This is a genomic window from Microbacterium sp. AB (assembly GCF_032878875.1).
In the GTDB taxonomy this organism is placed as follows: domain Bacteria; phylum Actinomycetota; class Actinomycetes; order Actinomycetales; family Microbacteriaceae; genus Microbacterium; species Microbacterium betulae.
In genome coordinates this window covers 1,539,095-1,556,216 of record NZ_CP118157.1, presented here as the reverse complement: position 1 = coordinate 1,556,216, position 17,122 = coordinate 1,539,095, and the positions used below count along the sequence as shown (strand labels likewise).

The 17,122-nt window shown below is 73.6% G+C and carries 13 protein-coding genes; 8 read left to right on the top strand and 5 right to left on the bottom strand.

Annotated elements, in window-relative coordinates; genetic code table 11:
- Positions 1-6: 6 nt before the first annotated feature.
- Positions 7-3,477, bottom strand: coding sequence for an ATP-dependent DNA helicase (locus tag N8K70_RS07270; protein ID WP_317140931.1), 3,471 nt, complete (start codon positions 3,475-3,477; stop codon positions 7-9).
- Positions 3,474-6,710: an ATP-dependent helicase gene (locus N8K70_RS07265; RefSeq protein WP_317140930.1), complete on the bottom strand. Its 3,237-nt coding sequence runs from the start codon at positions 6,708-6,710 to the stop codon at positions 3,474-3,476. The genes N8K70_RS07270 and N8K70_RS07265 overlap by 4 nt, the downstream gene beginning before the upstream one ends.
- Before the next feature lie 137 nt (positions 6,711-6,847).
- Between N8K70_RS07265 and N8K70_RS07260 the strand changes: the two genes are divergently transcribed.
- Entirely contained in the window at positions 6,848-7,072 is a 225-nt protein-coding gene (locus tag N8K70_RS07260; protein ID WP_317140929.1) for a DUF3107 domain-containing protein, read from the top strand.
- Positions 7,073-7,089: 17 nt separating this feature from the next.
- Positions 7,090-7,380: a hypothetical protein gene (locus tag N8K70_RS07255; RefSeq protein ID WP_317140928.1), complete on the top strand. Its 291-nt coding sequence runs from the start codon at positions 7,090-7,092 to the stop codon at positions 7,378-7,380.
- Positions 7,381-7,387: 7 nt separating this feature from the next.
- On the opposite strand, the gene N8K70_RS07250 is transcribed toward N8K70_RS07255, so the two are convergent.
- Positions 7,388-8,122, bottom strand: a complete 735-nt coding sequence (locus tag N8K70_RS07250) for a ferritin-like fold-containing protein (protein WP_317140927.1) — start codon at positions 8,120-8,122, stop codon at positions 7,388-7,390.
- A 204-nt stretch (positions 8,123-8,326) separates the two neighbouring features.
- Between N8K70_RS07250 and N8K70_RS07245 the strand changes: the two genes are divergently transcribed.
- Positions 8,327-9,748 (top strand): DEAD/DEAH box helicase, encoded by a 1,422-nt coding sequence (locus tag N8K70_RS07245; protein WP_317140926.1) that lies wholly within the window; start codon positions 8,327-8,329, stop codon positions 9,746-9,748.
- Positions 9,749-9,758: 10 nt separating this feature from the next.
- On the opposite strand, the gene N8K70_RS07240 is transcribed toward N8K70_RS07245, so the two are convergent.
- Positions 9,759-10,634, bottom strand: a complete 876-nt coding sequence (locus tag N8K70_RS07240) for a PHP domain-containing protein (RefSeq protein ID WP_317140925.1) — start codon at positions 10,632-10,634, stop codon at positions 9,759-9,761.
- A 93-nt stretch (positions 10,635-10,727) separates the two neighbouring features.
- On the opposite strand from N8K70_RS07240, the gene N8K70_RS07235 reads away from it, so the two are divergent.
- Positions 10,728-11,756, top strand: coding sequence for an endonuclease/exonuclease/phosphatase family protein (locus N8K70_RS07235; RefSeq protein ID WP_317140924.1), 1,029 nt, complete (start codon positions 10,728-10,730; stop codon positions 11,754-11,756).
- Between the two features lie 43 nt (positions 11,757-11,799).
- On the top strand, positions 11,800-13,206 hold the full coding sequence (locus N8K70_RS07230; RefSeq protein ID WP_317140923.1) for an aminopeptidase P family protein: 1,407 nt from the start codon (positions 11,800-11,802) through the stop codon (positions 13,204-13,206).
- Between the two features lie 36 nt (positions 13,207-13,242).
- On the opposite strand, the gene N8K70_RS07225 is transcribed toward N8K70_RS07230, so the two are convergent.
- Positions 13,243-13,917, bottom strand: coding sequence for a general stress protein (locus tag N8K70_RS07225; protein ID WP_317140922.1), 675 nt, complete (start codon positions 13,915-13,917; stop codon positions 13,243-13,245).
- 129 nt (positions 13,918-14,046) lie between these two features.
- On the opposite strand from N8K70_RS07225, the gene N8K70_RS07220 reads away from it, so the two are divergent.
- Genes N8K70_RS07220 through N8K70_RS07210 form a run of 3 tightly spaced genes read left to right on the top strand, consistent with a single transcriptional unit; the run spans position 14,047 to position 17,026 of the window.
- Positions 14,047-15,336: a magnesium transporter MgtE N-terminal domain-containing protein gene (locus N8K70_RS07220; RefSeq protein ID WP_317140921.1), complete on the top strand. Its 1,290-nt coding sequence runs from the start codon at positions 14,047-14,049 to the stop codon at positions 15,334-15,336.
- Positions 15,336-15,890 carry a DUF1003 domain-containing protein gene (locus tag N8K70_RS07215; RefSeq protein WP_317141190.1) on the top strand — a complete coding sequence of 185 codons (555 nt, stop codon included), beginning with the start codon at positions 15,336-15,338 and terminating at the stop codon, positions 15,888-15,890. Before N8K70_RS07220 ends, N8K70_RS07215 begins: the two co-directional genes overlap by 1 nt.
- Positions 15,887-17,026 carry an Mrp/NBP35 family ATP-binding protein gene (locus N8K70_RS07210; protein WP_317140920.1) on the top strand — a complete coding sequence of 380 codons (1,140 nt, stop codon included), beginning with the start codon at positions 15,887-15,889 and terminating at the stop codon, positions 17,024-17,026. The genes N8K70_RS07215 and N8K70_RS07210 overlap by 4 nt, the downstream gene beginning before the upstream one ends.
- The last annotated feature ends 96 nt before the right edge of the window (positions 17,027-17,122 follow it).

The window sequence follows — 17,122 nt, the reverse complement described above, 5'->3', positions numbered from 1 at the left end:
GCCCGTTCACGCGTCTCGGCGCGCGGCATCCCGGCGCGCGGCGTTCCAGCGCCGCGAGAGCTCGTCGGCCGTGTACACGCGCTCGCCTCGCAGCACGAGGTCGTCCGCGACGTAGAACAGCGCGACGTCGATCTCCTCCAGCGGGACGCCGTGTCGCTCGTGATAGGCGAGGCGATACAGCGCCAGCTGGAGCATGCGGTCCTCGCGCTCGGCCGGCGTGCGCGGCGCCCGCCCCGTCTTCCAGTCGACGATCTCGATGCGGCCGCCGCGGTCGGCGCGGCGGTAGACCGCGTCGAGCTTGCAGATGACGATGTGCGGCGCCTCGCCGTCCGCGCCGGGGAGCACGAAGTCGATCTCCGTCTCGACGTCGAGGGGCTGCAGGGCGGCCCACTCGCTGCGCTCGAAGATCTCCTGGAGACGTTCCATCTCCGCCGCGTCGGCCGCCGAGACGTCCGTGGACGCCGTGCCCGACGCCCGCTCGGCACCCGCCTCGTCGTCGCCGTCCCACAGCGCGTCGTCGAGCTGCGGCCCCGCGCCCACGAGACCGGAGCGCTGCTCGACCCACTGGTGGAACAGGGTCCCGATCCGCGTCTGCCGGTACGGACGCTCGGGCAGCGGTCGCGCGAGCTGTCCCGTGGTCCCGGCGAAGTCCGTGACGTAGTCCTTGAAGCGCGAGGCCTGCACGCGCGTCGGGACGACGGGCGCAGACCCCTCGTCGCGCTGCCTGCGCTCCGCGAGGAGTCGCGCCAGCTCCGCGGTCGGCTGCGGCGTCGACCCCACCGCGCTGCGGACGACGGCGGCCGCGTCCTCGACGCGCGCACGCCGGGAGCCGAGGGCGTCGAGCGGCCACTGCAGCGTGCCCCCCTCGCCGTCATACGGGTTCGCGTCGTCGTCGAGGGGCGCGATCGGGTCGAGGCCGAGCTCCTCGGCGATCTCCTCGAGGAACGCGCTCGGCCCCCGGGGGCGGCTCTGCCCCGCCCAGTGCGATCCCGTCAGCAGCAGCTCGGAGCGCGCTCGCGTCACGGCGACGTATGCGAGCCGTCGTTCCTCCGCGAGCTGATGCTGCCGGCCCCCTTCCTTGAACGCGCGCAGAGCGTTCTCGAGGTCCTTGGCGTCCGTCTCGGGGCCGGGCGTCCAGTCCACGCGCGGCAGCGCCGCGCGGTCGCCGCGGAACGGGTAGGGCAGCACGCCGAAGCCGAGCCATCCCGCCGTCCCCGTAGGCGTCTTCGGCAGCTCCCCCGCCGTCAGCCGCACGACGGCCACCGAATCCCACTCGAGACCCTTCGATCCGTGGATCGTCAGCAGCTGCACCACCCCCGGCTCGGGCGGCTCCGTGCGCGGCATGAGCTCGTCGGTCTGCTCGGCGTGGTCGAGCCAGGCCAGAAGGCTCCCGATCGTGCCGCGGTCGTCGGCGTCGAGGAAGGCGCGCACCTCGTCGACGAACGCGCGCAGCTGCGTCGACGCCACGCGAGCCGGGCCGCGGGTCTCGTTCGCCGCGAGCTCGATGTCGAGCCTCAGCTCCGCCTCGACCAGGCGGATGAGATCGGGGATGGGCTGGCCCGCGGCGCGCCGGAGGCGATCGAGGAGCGCGCCGGCCTCCCGCAGCCGCGCGCGTCCCTCCGGGCTGATGGCGGAGAGCAGCCGGTAGTCGTCCGGCACGGTCCGGACGAAGTCGACGGCGTCCACGATCGACACCTGCTCGTCCGCCCCCGCGGACGCCCGGATCCGCGCGAGCACCTCGTCGGAGAGCGGAGCGAGGGCGCCGTCGCGACGGGACAGCGTCGTCGCGAGATCGTGGAGGGCGCCCATGTCGGCGATCCCGATGCCGAACCGCGGTCCCACGAGGAGCCGGATGAGCGCGGATCCCTGCGTCGGGTCGTGGACGACGCGGAGCGCGGCCACGACGTCCGTGACCTCGGGCGTGGACAGCAGGCCGCCGAGCCCGAGGATGCGGTGGGGCACGCCGTGCGCGTCGAGCGCGCCGGCGAACGTCTGCATGTGCCTCTTCGCACGGAAGAGGATGGCGCCCGTGTGCGCCCGGGCGCCCGGTGCGGCACCGCGGCCATGCGCCTCGCGCACGCGAGCGAACCACTCGGCCACGGCGTCCGCCTCCTCCTCGACGGTGCGCTCGTATCGGCGCTCGACCGTCCCGGGCCCCGCTCCCGGACGTTCGCGGAGCGGCTCGAGGGGGAGCGTCCCCTCCCCTCCCAGCGGGGAGAGCAGACGATTCGCCGCGACGAGGATGGCGCGGTCGTTGCGCCAGCTGATCATGAGGTCGTGGCGTCCGGCCGCGACCTCCCGCGAGAACGCGCCGGAGAACGCGTGCAGGTTGTCCGCGCCGGCTCCGCGCCAGCCGTAGATCGACTGGTTCGGGTCGCCCACGGCCATGACGGACATGTCGCGGAACACCGTCGCCAGCAGGCGGGTCTGGACGACGGAGGTGTCCTGGTACTCGTCGAGCAGCACGACGCGGTACTGGGAGCGGAGCTCGTCCGCCACCTGCGGCGACGACTCGACGATCTCGAGCGCACCGGTCACCTGGTCGGCGAAGTCGAGGACTCCCCTCCTGCGCTTCTCCTCGCCGTAGGCCCGGACCAGCGCGAGCAGCCGGGGCAGGGCCGTCAGGTTGTCCCATGCCTTGTCGATCTCGCGCTTGGTCGCCCGGCTCGGATCGGCGAAGCGGCCCAGCTCCCCCGCGAACTGCGCGGCGAACGCCTCGACCGCATCGAGGTCCGCCCGGTGGTCGAGCGCATCGCCGGCGAGCCGCTGCACCGCCTCGACGATCGTGGAGAGCGCGTTGTCGAGCTCGTCGAGCCCGATGTCCGCGGCATTCATGACGACCTGGCGCGCGAGCAGCCAGGACGCCGACTGCGACAGGAGCGCCGCCTCGGGGTCCCGCCCGATGCGGGCGGCGTGCTCGCGGACGACGGCGTCCGCGAAGGCGTTGTAGGTCGCGACGCGCGGCCGGTCGAGCAGGTCGGACACGCCGGCCCGCCGCCGGGGATCCCACCCGGTCCGGAACTCGGAGGCGAGCTCGTCGAGAACCTGGCGGCGCACCGTCTCCCGCGCGGCGGGGCTCCGCTCCTCCGCGCGCTCGACCCGCTCGAGGCGCCCCTCGGCGACGATGCGCGGCAGGTGCGGGAGCAGCCCCCTGTCGCCGAGCTCGCCGATGCGGGCGAGGCGCGCTCCGATCCGATCCGCCAGCTCGCCCGCCGCCTTGCGGGTGAAGGTGAGCCCGAGGATCTCCTCCGCGGCGACGTGGCCGTTGGCGACGAGCCACACGACGCGCGCGGCCATCGTCTCGGTCTTCCCGCTGCCCGCGCCCGCCACCACGAGAGCGGGAGCGGGCGACGCCTCGATCACCTCGCGCTGCGCGTCGGTCGGGCGGGGCTGCCCGAGGGCCGCGGCGATGACGTCCGCCGACAGCGCCCGCGCGCCCGTCCACGCGCGCCTCGCGGGAGTGCCCAGGACCGTCATGAGGCGCTGACCGGCTTGACGGTGTGCGGACGGCACAGGGTCGGGCGGTGGGAGCCCTGGCAGTGCGTGTCGACGTGCGCCGTGAAGACGCTCGCCGACATGCCGCGCGCCGCCTCCCTCACGCGTCGGAGGAACTCCTCGCGCGACCCGGCGTCGAGCGCCGGCTGATGGGCGACGCGATACGCGCTCCTGCTCGTCGTCTGCGAGACGACGACGAGGCGGGCGCCCGCGAGGGATCGCGCATCGGCGCCGGGGACGAGTCCCTCCTCGACCGCCAGCTGGTACGCCGCCAGCTGCGCGTCGCCCGACACCTTCGCGTCCGACAGGCGTGCCTCGCCCTTCCCCGTCTTGAGATCGACGACCACGGTGTGGTCGGCCGCGCCCGGATGCTCGGAGGACATCGGGCGCCACCCCCGTCCGCGCGCGTCCGCGTGATCCCCCTCCCCCGCGGGATACCTCTCGACGCGGTCGATCACGCCGCTCACGAGCGCATGCGGGCCGATCTCGGGCACGTGGCCCCCCTCGGGGACGCCGATCGCCCGCAGCTCGCCCTCCAGCGGGATCGCGACGCGGAAGGTCGCCTCCGATGCGAGCGGGACGCCGTTCTCGCCGCGCACGCGCCGCAGATAGGCGTGGAGTCGCCCGAGATACTCCTCGGCCCGACGGCGCTCCTTGCGCTCGATCCACGGCGCCTCGAAGTCCAGCTCGCCCCAGCGGTCGTCGAGCACGGCGCGCATGACGTCGAGCTCTCCGTCCGGCGAGGCCTCGAGCGCCGCGTGCAGGATGGTCCCGATCCCCGCCGACGGCGCGGCCTGCGTGTCGCCGCCGAGCGCGCGCACCGCCCAGTCGAGGCCGCACGTCTCGAACGTCTCCATCCGCGAGGGCGAGACGCGCACGGGCCGCTCGGCGGCGTCGACGAGCGGAGCCGTCGTGCTCGGCCCCTCGACGCCGTACCACTGCGCGGGATCGGCGCCCGGCACGCCCTCCGACGCGAGGACGGCCAGCTGCTCCGCGGCCTCGCGGCGCGCGTCGGGCGAGGCCTCGGAGGTGAGCACCCGCCGGTGCCGGGCGACGAGGCCGCGCAGCGTCAGGGGATGCTCGGTGCGTCCGCCGTGCTCCGGCGGGGCCGGGAGGAGCGACAGGAGGGCGCTCGGCGTCGCATCGTCGTCGTCGACCGCGGTCACGAGCAGACGCGCCCGTGCCCGCGACACGGCGCGCACGAACAGCCGGAGCTCGTCGTGCAGCGCGGCGCGGCGCCGGTCGAGCGCACCCGCCGCGTCGGGGGTCTCGCGTCCCGCCCGGGCGGCGGACACGACGTCCGGCAGCTGCCAGGTGTCGAGCAGCCCGCCGCGCAGCCGCACGTTCGGCCACACGCCGTCCTGCACGCCCGCGATGACGACGGCGTCGAACTCGGTGCCGAGCGCGGAGGCGGGCGTCAGCAGCGTCACGTGCCCCGGGCGCTCGGGAGACGAGAGGGTGTCCTCCGGCACGTCGCTGTCGAGGATCTCGCGGATGAACGGAAGGGGGCCCTCCTGCGGACTGCGCTCCACGAAGCGCTTGGCCGCGTCGAACAGCGCGACGAGCCCGTCGAGGGCCCGCCCGGTCTCCGCCGCGAGCGCCTGCGTGGACGTCGCGACGTCGCGCCAGGCGACCTGCAGCCGGCGGCCGTCGGCCGCGCGCGAACGGTCCCACGCCTCCCACAGGAGCTCGTGGACGGTCGCGCCGCCGCGGCCGAGCTCGTGCAGACGCGCCAGCGTGACGGCGAAGCGCTCGGCCGTGCGCGCCTCGGGGGTGTCGAGCAGCACCAGGATCGCGGGCTCGGCGAGCGCCTCGCGCAGCAGCTCGCGCGCCGGCCGGTTCCCGCCTTCCGCCAGCTCGGCATGGCGCAGACGCGCACGCAGACGCCGCACGCCCACGCCGTCGAGGCCGCCGAACGGCGACATCAGCGCGTCGAGGAGCGCCGAGGGATCCCGTTCGGCGGCCGGCTGCAGGCCGAGACGGACGATCTCGACGATCTCGCGCACGGCCTGCTGCTCGCCGAGGGGCCGCTGCACGCCCGCCGCTCGCGTGGGCACCTCGCGCGCGGCGAGCTCGGCCTCGAGCCTCGTCAGCTGACGGGTGTCGTGGGCGATGACCGCCATCGCGTCCCACGGCACCCCCTCGTCGAGGTGCCACGCCCGCAGTCCCCAGGCGATGCGGTCGGCCTCCTCGTACGGGGAGCCGGCGCGGAACGTCTCCACCGCTCCCCGGAGGTCGACCTCCGGCCCCGGGGCCCGGCGATGGTCCACCCGCCCTCCCGCGCCGATGGCCTGCGTCACGCTGCGCGCGAGACGGGAGATGCCCGGATGCGACCTGTGGTCGCCGTCGAGGACGCGCACGGCGCCCAGCGACGCCGCGAGGCGGGCGAACAGCTCGGGCGTCGCGCCGCGGAAGGCGCCGGAGCCGATGTCGGGGTCGCCGAAGGCGACGACCGCGACGCCGCGGCCGCGGAGCGCCTCGACGAGCGCGACGCCGCCCCGGGTGAGCTCCTGCGCGTCGTCGACGAGGACGGTCTTCAGCCGCTCGAGGCCGGGGATCGAGGCGCCCTCCCGCAGCACGGCGCCCGCGAGGCGGTACAGCTCGGCGGTGTCGTAGTGGGTCGCGCGCATCCCGGCGAGCACGTTGAGGTAGTCGTCGACGAGATCGGCCACGGCCGTCCACGTCTCCCTCCCCAGCGCGCGCAGCTCGCGCGCCGGGACGTCCAGCTCGACGAGCTCGGTGAGGAAGGCGCGCAGCTCCGACCGGAACCCCTTCGACGCGCGCACGGGCGCCGCCAGGTGCGCCGGCCAGCGATCGACGCCTGCGGCCTCGTCCTCCTCGTGGCCGGCGAGGATCTCCGCGAGGATCCTGTCCTGATCGGCGCCGGTCAGGAGCCGGGGGGCGTCCGCCCTCCTCCGCACGGCGTCGGCGCGCACGATCTGGAACGCGAGCGACCCGATCGAGCGCGCGAGCGGGCCGGGGCTCGCCACCGCGACGCGGAGTCCGAGCTCGTCGCGCAGCCGGGTCGCCGAGGCCCGCGAGGGCGTCACGACGAGGACCTCCTCGGCGCTCGTTCCCGAGCCGACGAGCGCGGCGACGCGTTCGACGAGCACGGACGTCTTCCCCGTGCCCGGCGCCCCGATCACGGTCGCGGACGCGTCCTGCGGCATCCCGACGACGGCGCGCTGCGCGGCGTCCCATTCCCAGCTCGGCATGTGCTCCACGGTAGCGACCGCGTCCGACATCGACGCGCTCCCGGCGCCGCGTTCGCCCTGAGCGTTCGCGCGTCCGCTCCCCGATCGCGTGCCGTAGGCTTTCGATGCACGAACACCGCAGACGAAAGGCAGTCACCGTGGAGATCCGAATCGGCATCACGAACTCCGGCCGCGAGCTGACCTTCGAGACGTCCGACAGCGCGGCCGAGGTGAAGGCCGCCGTCGCCGCCGCCCTCGACGAGGGGGCGAGCCACCTGTCGTTCACCGACGTCAAGGGCAACGCCTACTTCGTCCCCTCCGCCAACCTCGCCTTCGTCGAGATCGGCACCGAGGAGACGCGCCGCGTCGGCTTCGTCGCCTGAGCAGAGCGGGTCCTGCCGTGTACATCCTGCTCGCGCTCATCGCGTCGGCGGTGTGCGGGGTCGCGATCCACTACGCGCTGCCCCACCGCGATCTGCGCGGTGTGGCGGTGGTCCCGGCGACCTCGACGGCGGCGGCAGCCGTGCTCTACGCGGGTCTGACGTGGGCCGGGCTCGGCGAGGCGAACGTCTGGCAGTGGGTCCTCACGATCGTCGCGAGCGCCGTGGTCGGCCTTGCGATCGGCGCCGTCCTCGGGCGCACGCGCGCCGCACGCGACGCGGCGGAGCGCGCGGCGGCCGGTCTCGTCTGAGCGGGCCTCATGCGGCCAGGCCGAGCGCGTCCATGCGGCGCGCGTGGGCGGCCATGAGCGCGGTGAACACCGGCTCGACGACCTTCTCCACGTCGTCGCCGGTCCGGGCGCCCTCGTCGGCCGCGTCCATCCGCAGCGCGGCGCGCGCGACGAGCAGGGTGTCGCCCACCAGGCGCCGGGCCCACATCGACAGCAGCGATCGCCATTCCTCGTCGCTGCCGATCGTCTCGACCAGCAGCTGGGCGATCTGCTGGCGATCGTGGTCGAACCGCAGCACCCTCGCCACGCGTCGCCCGGTCTCGCCGTATCCCGACGCGAGCGCGAGATAGAAGTCGTCGAGCATGCCGGCCGTGATGTGGACGGTGAGCATCGTCTCGCGGGGACGCGCGCCGATCGTCTCGCGCCGGAACGCGTCCAGCTGCTCCTGGAACGGGAGCATGAGCTCCGTCGGGTCGTCGCCCCCGTCTCGGATCACGTCGATGATCCCCCTGTGCTTGCGCAGGGCCGCTCCCGCCGCGAGCGAGAGTGCCTCCTTCTCGGCCAGGTCGGGCGTGGCGCGGATGAGCCGCGTGAGGGTCTCGAAATAGCCCAGCTGCAGGTAGGCCGCCTGACCGAGGAACGTGCGCACGTCCGGCGCCAGCTCCTGGAACTCGACGCGCACCGCGCCGGTGAGCTCGCCGCGCGGACGCAGACGCAGGATGCGCGCGGGCGTCGGCCGCCGCCAGAACTGCCAGTTGACCACGGGGGAAAGCCTACGTCCTGCGTCACCCGGCATCGGCACCGGGTCGTCGGGGCCGCGGGAGCCGGACCCCTCCGGTAGGGTGGACTCGGCCCCGGCGACGGATCGGGGCACCGCGCCTGTGGCTGAGAGGGCGTGGACGCATCCAGCGGCGCGGCCCGTACCGCCCTTCGCGAACCGGCCCGCCGAGACAGGCACGAGAACTCCATGACGTCATTCGCCGAGCTGGGCATCGACCAGGACATCGTCGACGCACTGGCCGCCAAGGGCATCGTCGACACCTTCCCCATCCAGGAGCAGACCATCCCCCTGTCCCTCCCCGGACAGGATGTGATCGGCCAGGCCAAGACCGGGACGGGCAAGACCTTCGGCTTCGGGATCCCCGTGGTCCAGCGCATCGGCGCGAACCCCGAGCCCGGCGTGAAGGCCCTCATCGTCGTGCCCACGCGGGAGCTCGCCGTGCAGGTCTACGAGGACATCGACCTGCTCACCACGGGCCGCTCCACGAGCGTCGTGGCGATCTACGGCGGCAAGGCCTACGAGGGCCAGATCGAGCAGCTCAAGGCCGGCGCCCAGATCGTCGTCGGCACGCCGGGGCGCCTCATCGACCTCGCCGGCCAGCGCCTGCTCGACCTGTCGAACGCGGCCGAGGTCGTGCTCGACGAGGCCGACAAGATGCTCGACCTGGGCTTCCTCGCGGACATCGAGAAGATCTTCCAGAAGGTTCCCGCGAAGCGCCACACCCAGCTGTTCAGCGCGACCATGCCCGGCCCGATCATCGCGCTCGCGCGGCGGTTCATGGTGAACCCCATCCACATCCGCGCGACGGACCCCGACGAGGGCCTCACGCAGGCCAACATCCGCCACATCGTCTACCGGGCGCACGCGCTCGACAAGATCGAGATCATCGCGCGCGTGCTGCAGGCGGAGGGCCGCGGGAAGACCGTCATCTTCACGCGCACCAAGCGCGCGGCGCAGAAGCTCGTCGACGAGCTCAACGACCGCGGCTTCAACGCCGCTGCGGTGCACGGGGACATGGGCCAGGAGCAGCGCGAGCGCTCCATGGCCTCGTTCAAGGCGGGCAAGAAGGACGTCCTCATCGCCACGGACGTCGCCGCGCGCGGGATCGACGTGGACGACGTGAGCCACGTCGTCAACCACACGATCCCGGACGACGAGAAGGCCTATCTGCACCGCGTGGGACGCACGGGGCGCGCCGGACGCACGGGCATCGCCGTGACGTTCGTCGACTGGGAGGATCTGCACAAGTGGGCGCTCATCAACAGGGCCCTCGACTTCGGACAGCCCGAGCCGACCGAGACGTACTCGTCGAGCCCGCACCTCTACGCCGACCTCGCCATCCCCGCGGGCACCAAGGGGCGGCTCACGAAGGCCCCGGCGACCGCGGCGGTCAAGACCGTGTCCGGCGAGACGGGCGGCGGGGAGTCGAAGCCGCGCCGGCACCGGCGCCGCCCGGACGGGCAGGCGACCGACGGCCGTGATGCCGCGGCCCCGGAGGGCCAGGGCACACACGACGGCGAAGGCAGGGAGCACCACGACGGCAAGCCGTCGCCCGCACGTCGCCGGCGCCGTCGCCGCGTCTCGGGACAGGCGTCGCAGGGCGCCTGACGCGGCGCCGTCAGGCGCGCACGGGAGGCGTTCCCGATCCGCCCGCGATGATCCGCTCGACCATCGCGGCCGGCGTCGTGTTCTCCCCCGGCAGGTTCGGCTTGCCGAGTCCGTGATAGTCGCTCGACCCCGTCGCGATGAGGTCGCGGTCGGCGACGAGCCGCTGCAGCACGGCGCGCCCGTCGGGGTGGTTCTCGCGGTGGTCGACCTCGAAGCCCGCGAGTCCCGCGTCGACGAGGTCGTTCAGGGTGTCCAGCGGGATCATGCCCGAGCGCGCCGTCGTCGCGGGGTGGGCGATGACCGGCACGCCGCCGGCCGCGCGCACGAGCGCGATCGCCGCGAAGGTGTCGGGCGCGTCGTGCGGCACGTAGTAGCCCTCGCGGGGATGCAGGATGCCGCCGAAGGCCTCTGAGCGGTCGGCGACGATCCCGCGCGCGACGAGCGCATCCGCGATGTGCGGCCGCCCCACGGTCGCCCCGGTCTGCGTCTGCGCGACGACGTCGTCCCAGACCAGGTCGTAGTCGCGGGAGATGCTCGCGACGATCCGCTCCGCACGCCCCAGGCGGTCGCCGCGCACCTCGTCCATCTGCGCGCGCAGGGCGCGGTCCTCCGGGTCGAAGAGATAGGCGAGCAGGTGGACGCTGCGCCAGCCCAGCCGCGTCGACAGCTCGGCGCCGGGGAGGAAGGTCATCCCCAGCGAGACCGCCGCATCCGCCGCCTCGGCCCATCCCGACGTGGTGTCGTGGTCCGTCAGCGCGATCGTGCGCACGCCGTGCGCGTGCGCGGAGCCCACGACCTCCGCGGGGGGCTGCGTGCCGTCGGATCTGCGCGAGTGGAGGTGGAGGTCGGCGGGCTCCTCGACGCGCGGCGCGCTCTCCCCGTCCATCCCCCCATCGTAGGGCGTACGCGGAGGCCGTTCCCGGCGTGCGCGGCGAACGCTCGCGACGGTTTCACAGCGGGCGTGCCTAGGGTCGAAGGCGTGCTGCGCTTGCTCGGGATCCTCGTGACGGTGGCCTTCGCCATCGCGACGGCGATCCTCACGTGGCCGGGCTTCTTCCGGCTCGAGCAGGTCTTCCCGGTCGCGCAGGTGGCGGCTCTGCGCGGCGTCGTCGTCGTCGCGTTCGCGATCGTCACGGTCGTGTTCCTGCTCTTCGCGGTCATCCGGCCGCTCCGCGGATTCGCCCTCTCGATGGCGCTCGTGTCCGCCATCGGGGCGATCTCCGGCGGCGTGATCCTCGGCGCGCGCGGGTACGGCACGGGGTCCCTGCCCGACTCGACCGAGACGAGCGTCCGCGTCATGACGTGGAACACCGCGGGCAATGCGATGGGCGCCGACGAGATCGCGCAGACGGCCGTCGCCATGGACGTCGACATCGTCGCGCTGCCGGAGACGGCCGCGTCTGTCGGCGAGGACGTCGCCGTCGCGATGCGCGACCTCGACCGACCCATGTGGGTCCATCACGTCGCGCTCCAGCCCGAGCTGCAGGACGGGCCGCAGGCGTGGCAGACGACGCTCCTCATCTCCCCCGACCTCGGGGACTACTCCGTGATCGAGGCGTCGTCCGACCTCACGAGCAACACGGAGGTCGTGCCGAGCGTCGTGGCGATGCCCGTGGACGGCGAGGGGCCGATCGTCGTGGCCGTCCACGCGGTGGCGCCGCAGCCCGAGTACATGAGCGAGTGGGTCGACGACCTCCGGTGGGTCGCGGACCAGTGCGTCGACGGCAACGTGATCCTCGCCGGCGACTTCAACGCGACGCTGGACCACATGACCTCCCTCGGGGCCGACGGATTCGACCTCGGATACTGCGACGACGCGGCGGCGGCGACGGGGAACGGCGCCGTCGGCACCTGGCCCACCGATCTGCCGGCCCTGCTCTCGACGCCCATCGACCACGTGATGCACTCCGCGGCGTGGCGGGCGACCGGATCGATCGTGCTGACCAACCTCGACGGCGCCGGAAGCGACCACCGGCCGCTCGTCGTCCAGCTCGAGCCCGCGGGCTGATCCGCCCGGACGCACTCGTCGCGGGCGGTGAGAGACTGGGGTCATGAGCACCGGCGAGACGAACACCCAGGGCGCCCCCGAGAAGACCGCGAACACGAACCGCCGCCAGCCGTACCCGCAGGGATTCCTCGACACCATCTCCGCCGGCTGGGCCGAACGGGCGGAGACCCTGCCCGCTGCACGGGCCCAGGCGCCGTACGCGGCCGCGCGCCGCGACGCGGTGTCGGCGGCGTTCCCCGGCGAGCGCCTCGTCGTGCCGGCCGGCGGATACAAGCAGCGCAGCAACGACACGGACTACCCCTTCCGCGCGCACTCCGCCTTCTCCCACCTCACCGGCTGGGGCGCGGACGCCGTGCCCGACTCGCTGCTCGTGTTCGAGCCGGCGGGCGACGGCCACGAGGTCACGCTCTTCCTGCGCGACCGGGCCACGCGCGAGACGCCCGAGTTCTATCGCGACGCCTCGATCGGGGAGTTCTGGGTCGGCCCCCGGCCCTCCCTGGCGCAGGTGGCGGCCGACCTCGGCATCGCCACCGCTCACGTGGACGCGTTCTCCGCCGCCGACGGCGACCTCGTGCTCGACGAGGACGAGCGGCTGACGGGCTTCCTCTCCGAGCTGCGTCTCGTCAAGGACGCCTACGAGATCGAGCAGATGTCGCTCGCCGTCGACGTGACGGCGCGCGGGTTCGACGACATCGTGCGCGAGCTCCCGCGCATCGTCGCGCATCCCCGCGGCGAGCGGGTCGTCGAGGGGGTCTTCCACCAGCGCGCGCGCAGCGACGGGAACGGGGAGGGCTACGACACGATCGCCGCGTCCGGCCCGCACGCGTGCTACCTGCACTGGACGCGCAACGACGGCGCGGTCGTCCCCGGCGATCTCATCCTCGTCGACGCCGGCACCGAGGTCGACAGCCTCTACACCGCCGACATCACCCGCACGCTCCCCGTGAGCGGCGTGTTCACGGACATCCAGCGGAGGATCTACGAGACCGTGCGCGAGGCGGCGGACGCCGCCTTCGCCGCCGCGCGGCCGGGCGTGAGGTTCCGCACCCTGCACGAGACGGCCATGGAGGTCATCGCGAGGCGCACCGCCGAATGGGGGCTCCTGCCCGTCACGGCCGAGGAGGCGCTCGACGCCGACCGCGGCGGCCAGCAGCGCCGCTACATGGTGCACGGGACGAGCCATCACCTCGGTCTCGACGTGCACGACTGCGCACAGGCGCGCCGCGAGATGTACTACGACGGCGAGCTCGCCCCCGGCATGGTCTTCACGATCGAGCCCGGGCTCTACTTCCAGGTCGACGACCTCACGGTGCCCGCGGAGTACCGCGGCATCGGCGTGCGCATCGAGGACGACGTCCTCATGACCGAGGACGGCCCCGTGAACCTCTCCGCCGGCATCCCGCGGATGGCGGACGGCGTCGAGGCGTGGATCGCGCGGCTGCGCTCCTGACCCCGTCCGGGAGGCCCGCTCCCGGCCGAGCCGGGCTCAGTCCCTCGCGTCGGGATCCGTCGCGCGAGGCTCCCCGGGCTCGGGGGATCCGTCCCCCGCGGCCGCACCGGGGTCCGAGCCGGCGTCGGCGCCCGGCGTCTCCGCGACGGGGCGGGACCCGAGCGGCTCGCCCGTCTGCGGATCGACCCGGACGCCGTAGCGCGGAGGCTCGCTCAGCGTACGAGGATCGACGGGAGCGGGCGCCTCGGGCGCCGCGCCCAGGATCTGCCGGGCCTTGCCCACGCTCGACGGCTGCACCGCCACCTCGTAGTGGTCGGCCGTGACCTGCATGACGCTCGCGAAGTCTCGCCGGCGCCGCACGATCATGTAGCTCGTGAGACGGAACACCATCCCCATCGCCACGCCGAGCAGGAGCATCCCGACGAACGCGCCCATCGGCAGCGAGGGCGTCCAGATGAGAACCATCGAGCCGAACAGCAGGCCCAGCAGCACTCCGTTGAGGGCGCCGGACCAGGCGGCCTGCGCCCATCCCAGACGTCCCGTGACCTTCTCGACGGAACGCAGCGCGCTGCCCACGATCGCGATCTCCCGCGCCGGGACGTCCGCCTCGATGAGCTTCGAGACGGCTTTCAGGGCTCCGTCGTAGTCACGGAAGCTCGCGATCTTCTCGCCGATCTCGGGGGCCTTGCCCAGTCCGCTCGTCATGCTCATGGCGTCATTGTCCCACGGGCGGCGCGCCCCCTCCTTTGCGTCTCCTATGCGGAGTCTGTGAACGTGGCCGGACGCCCCGGCGACGGCGGCCGGCCGGTCGCCGGATAGGGGCGCATTACGCTGGGTCCCGTGAGTACACAGAGGGTTTTCGTGGCACGCCTCGCGGGCTGTCCCGTCTTCGACCCCACCGGCGATCGCCTCGGCCGCGTCCGCGACGTCGTCGTCGTGTACCGAAGTACGGCGGCTCCCCGCGTCATCGGCCTCGTGTGCGAGATCCCCGGTCGCCGGCACGTGTTCGTCGCGATCGGGCGCATCACGTCGATCGCCCAGGGCCAGGTCATCACCACCGGCCTCATCAACGTGCGCCGGTTCCAGCCGCGCGCCGACGAGGTGCGCGTCATGGCCGAGCTCGTCGGCCGCCGCGTCCACTTCGCCGACGGCAGCGGATCGGCCGTGATCGAGGATCTCGCGATCGAGCCGAACCGCATCGGGGAATGGGCCGTCAGCCAGCTCTTCCTCCGGAGGCCGAAGACGAGCGCGTCGCCGTTCGCGAAGGGGCCGACGACGTTCGCCGCGTGGAGCGAGGTCCGCGAGCGGCTCGCTCCCGGAGAGGCGCAGTCGGCGGAGCATCTCGCGGCGAGCTACGCCGAGCTGCGCGCGGCGGACCTGGCCAACACCCTGCTCGACCTGCCCGAGAGGCGGATGATCGAGGTCGCCGCCGAGCTCTCGGACGAGCGCCTCGCCGACGCCCTCGAGGAGATGCCCGAGGACGACCAGGTGCAGATCCTCGAGCGGCTCGGAGACGAGCGCGCCGCCGACGTGCTCGACGCCATGGACCCCGACGACGCCGCCGATCTGCTCGCCGAGCTCGCCCCCCAGCGCAGCGAGGAGCTCCTCGACCTCATGGAGCCCGAGGAGGCCGAGGACGTGCGCATGCTGCTGCGCTACGGGCCCGACACCGCCGGCGGCCTCATGACGACGGAGCCGATCATCCTCCCCGCCGACGCGACGATCGCGGAGGCGCTGGCGCTCATCCGACGCCACGAGCTGCACCCCGCGCTGGCCGCGAGCGTCTACGTGACGCTGCCGCCCTACGAGACGCCGACAGGACGCTTCCTCGGCGCCGTCCACTTCCAGCGCATGCTCCGCTACCCCCCGCACGAGCGGATCGGCGCGATCGTCGACGAGACGATCGAGCCCGTGCTCGTGACGGGATCGGCGTCGGAGGTCGCGCGGCGCCTCGCCAGCTACGACCTCGTCGCGGTGCCGGTCGTCGACGCCGCCCACCGGCTCGTCGGCGCCGTGACCGTGGACGACGTGCTCGACTACCTCCTCCCGGAGGACTGGCGGTCGCAGGATCCCGACGAGGAGATCCCCCGCGCCCCCGCGACCGGCGCGATCGGGACGGTGGGCGGATGATGGCCCGCACCGACCCCCGCCCGTTCGCCCTCCGCGGGCGCCGCCCGCGGATCGACGCCGACTTCCGCGCCCGCGACAGGGATCGCTTCGGGCGCGCGACGGAGTGGATCGCCCGCGCGATGGGCACGCCGTGGTTCCTCATCGGGCTCACTCTCTTCTGCATGCTGTGGATGGCGTGGAACTCCCTCGTGCCCGTCGAGTGGCGCTTCGACTCCGCGGCGCTCGGCTTCACGGCGCTCACCCTCGTGCTCTCGCTCCAGGCGTCGTACGCGGCCCCGCTGATCCTGCTCGCCCAGAACCGGCAGGACGACCGCGATCGCGTCGCGATGGAGCAGGACCGGCAGCGCGCCGAGCGCAACCTCGCCGACACGGAGTACCTCGCCCGCGAGATCGTGGCGCTGCGGATGGCGCTGACCGATCTCGAGGACCGGACGATCTCGCGGGACGTGCTGCGCGAGGAGCTCAGGACGCTGCTCGAGCACATCGAGCGCGAGCAGCGGCCGCCCGCGCCCGGTGACGCCTCGTCTCCCGGAGAGGAGCACCGGCCCTCATGAGCGACGCATCCGGCACTCTGCTCGATCGCATCCGCGACGCCGTCGGCCGTGTGACGGACCCCGAGCTGCGGCGCCCCCTCTCCGAGCTCGACATGGTCCGCGGCGTGCGCGGCGGCGGCGACGGCGTCGAGGTCGAGATCGCGCTCACGATCGTCGGCTGCCCGGCTGCGGACCGGATCGAGAGGGACGTGCGCCGCGCGGCCGAGCAGGCGGCGGACGGCACGCCCGTCTCCGTCGCGGTCGGCGTCATGACGCCGGCACAGCGCAAGGCGCTCACCGAGCGCCTTCGGGGCGCACAGCGCGTCATGCCGTTCGGCGAGGACTCGCTCACCCGTGTCATCGCGGTCACGAGCGGCAAGGGAGGGGTCGGGAAGTCGACCGTGACCGCCAACCTCGCCGTCGCGCTCGCCGGGCGGGGCCTGAAGGTCGGGCTCGTCGACGCCGACGTGCACGGCTTCTCGATCCCCGCCCTCCTCGGGCTCACCGTCGACGGCGTCGCGCCGTCCCCGACCCAGGTCGGAGACCTCATCCTGCCGCCCGTGGCGTACGGGGTGAAGGCGATCTCGATCGGGATGTTCCTCCAGAACGGCAACGAGGTCGTGGCCTGGCGGGGGCCGATGCTCCACCGCACGGTACAGCAGTTCCTCACCGACGTCTATTTCGGCGATCTCGACCTCCTCCTCATCGACATGCCTCCCGGAACCGGCGACATCGCGATCTCCGTGGGGCAGCTGCTGCCCCACGCCGACGTGCTCGTCGTCACGACACCGCAGACGGCCGCCTCCGACGTCGCCGTGCGGAGCGGACTCGTCGCCCGGCAGACCGGTCAGCGGGTCGTCGGGGTCGTGGAGAACATGTCGGCGTTCACGCTGCCCGATGGGAGCACGCTCGATCTGTTCGGCTCGGGAGGCGGCGACGCCGTGGCCTCGGCGCTGTCCACCGCGGAGGTCACGGTGCCGCTGCTGGCGTCCGTGCCGCTGAGTCCCGCCCTGCGCGCGGGAGGGGACAGCGGCGAGCCCGTCGTCCTCGCGCATCCCGAAGACGCCGCGGCGCAGGCGATCGCCGCGGTGGCCGCCGCCCTCGCCGCCGAACCTCGCCGCCTCCTCGGCCGCAAGCTCCCGCTCTCCCCGTCCTGAGCCGGCGGGGACGCCCGAGGCTCACCGCGAGAATCGATCCGCGCCGCGAGAATGCGGCCGGCGCCCGGATTCTCGCGGCCCATGTGGACTCTCGGC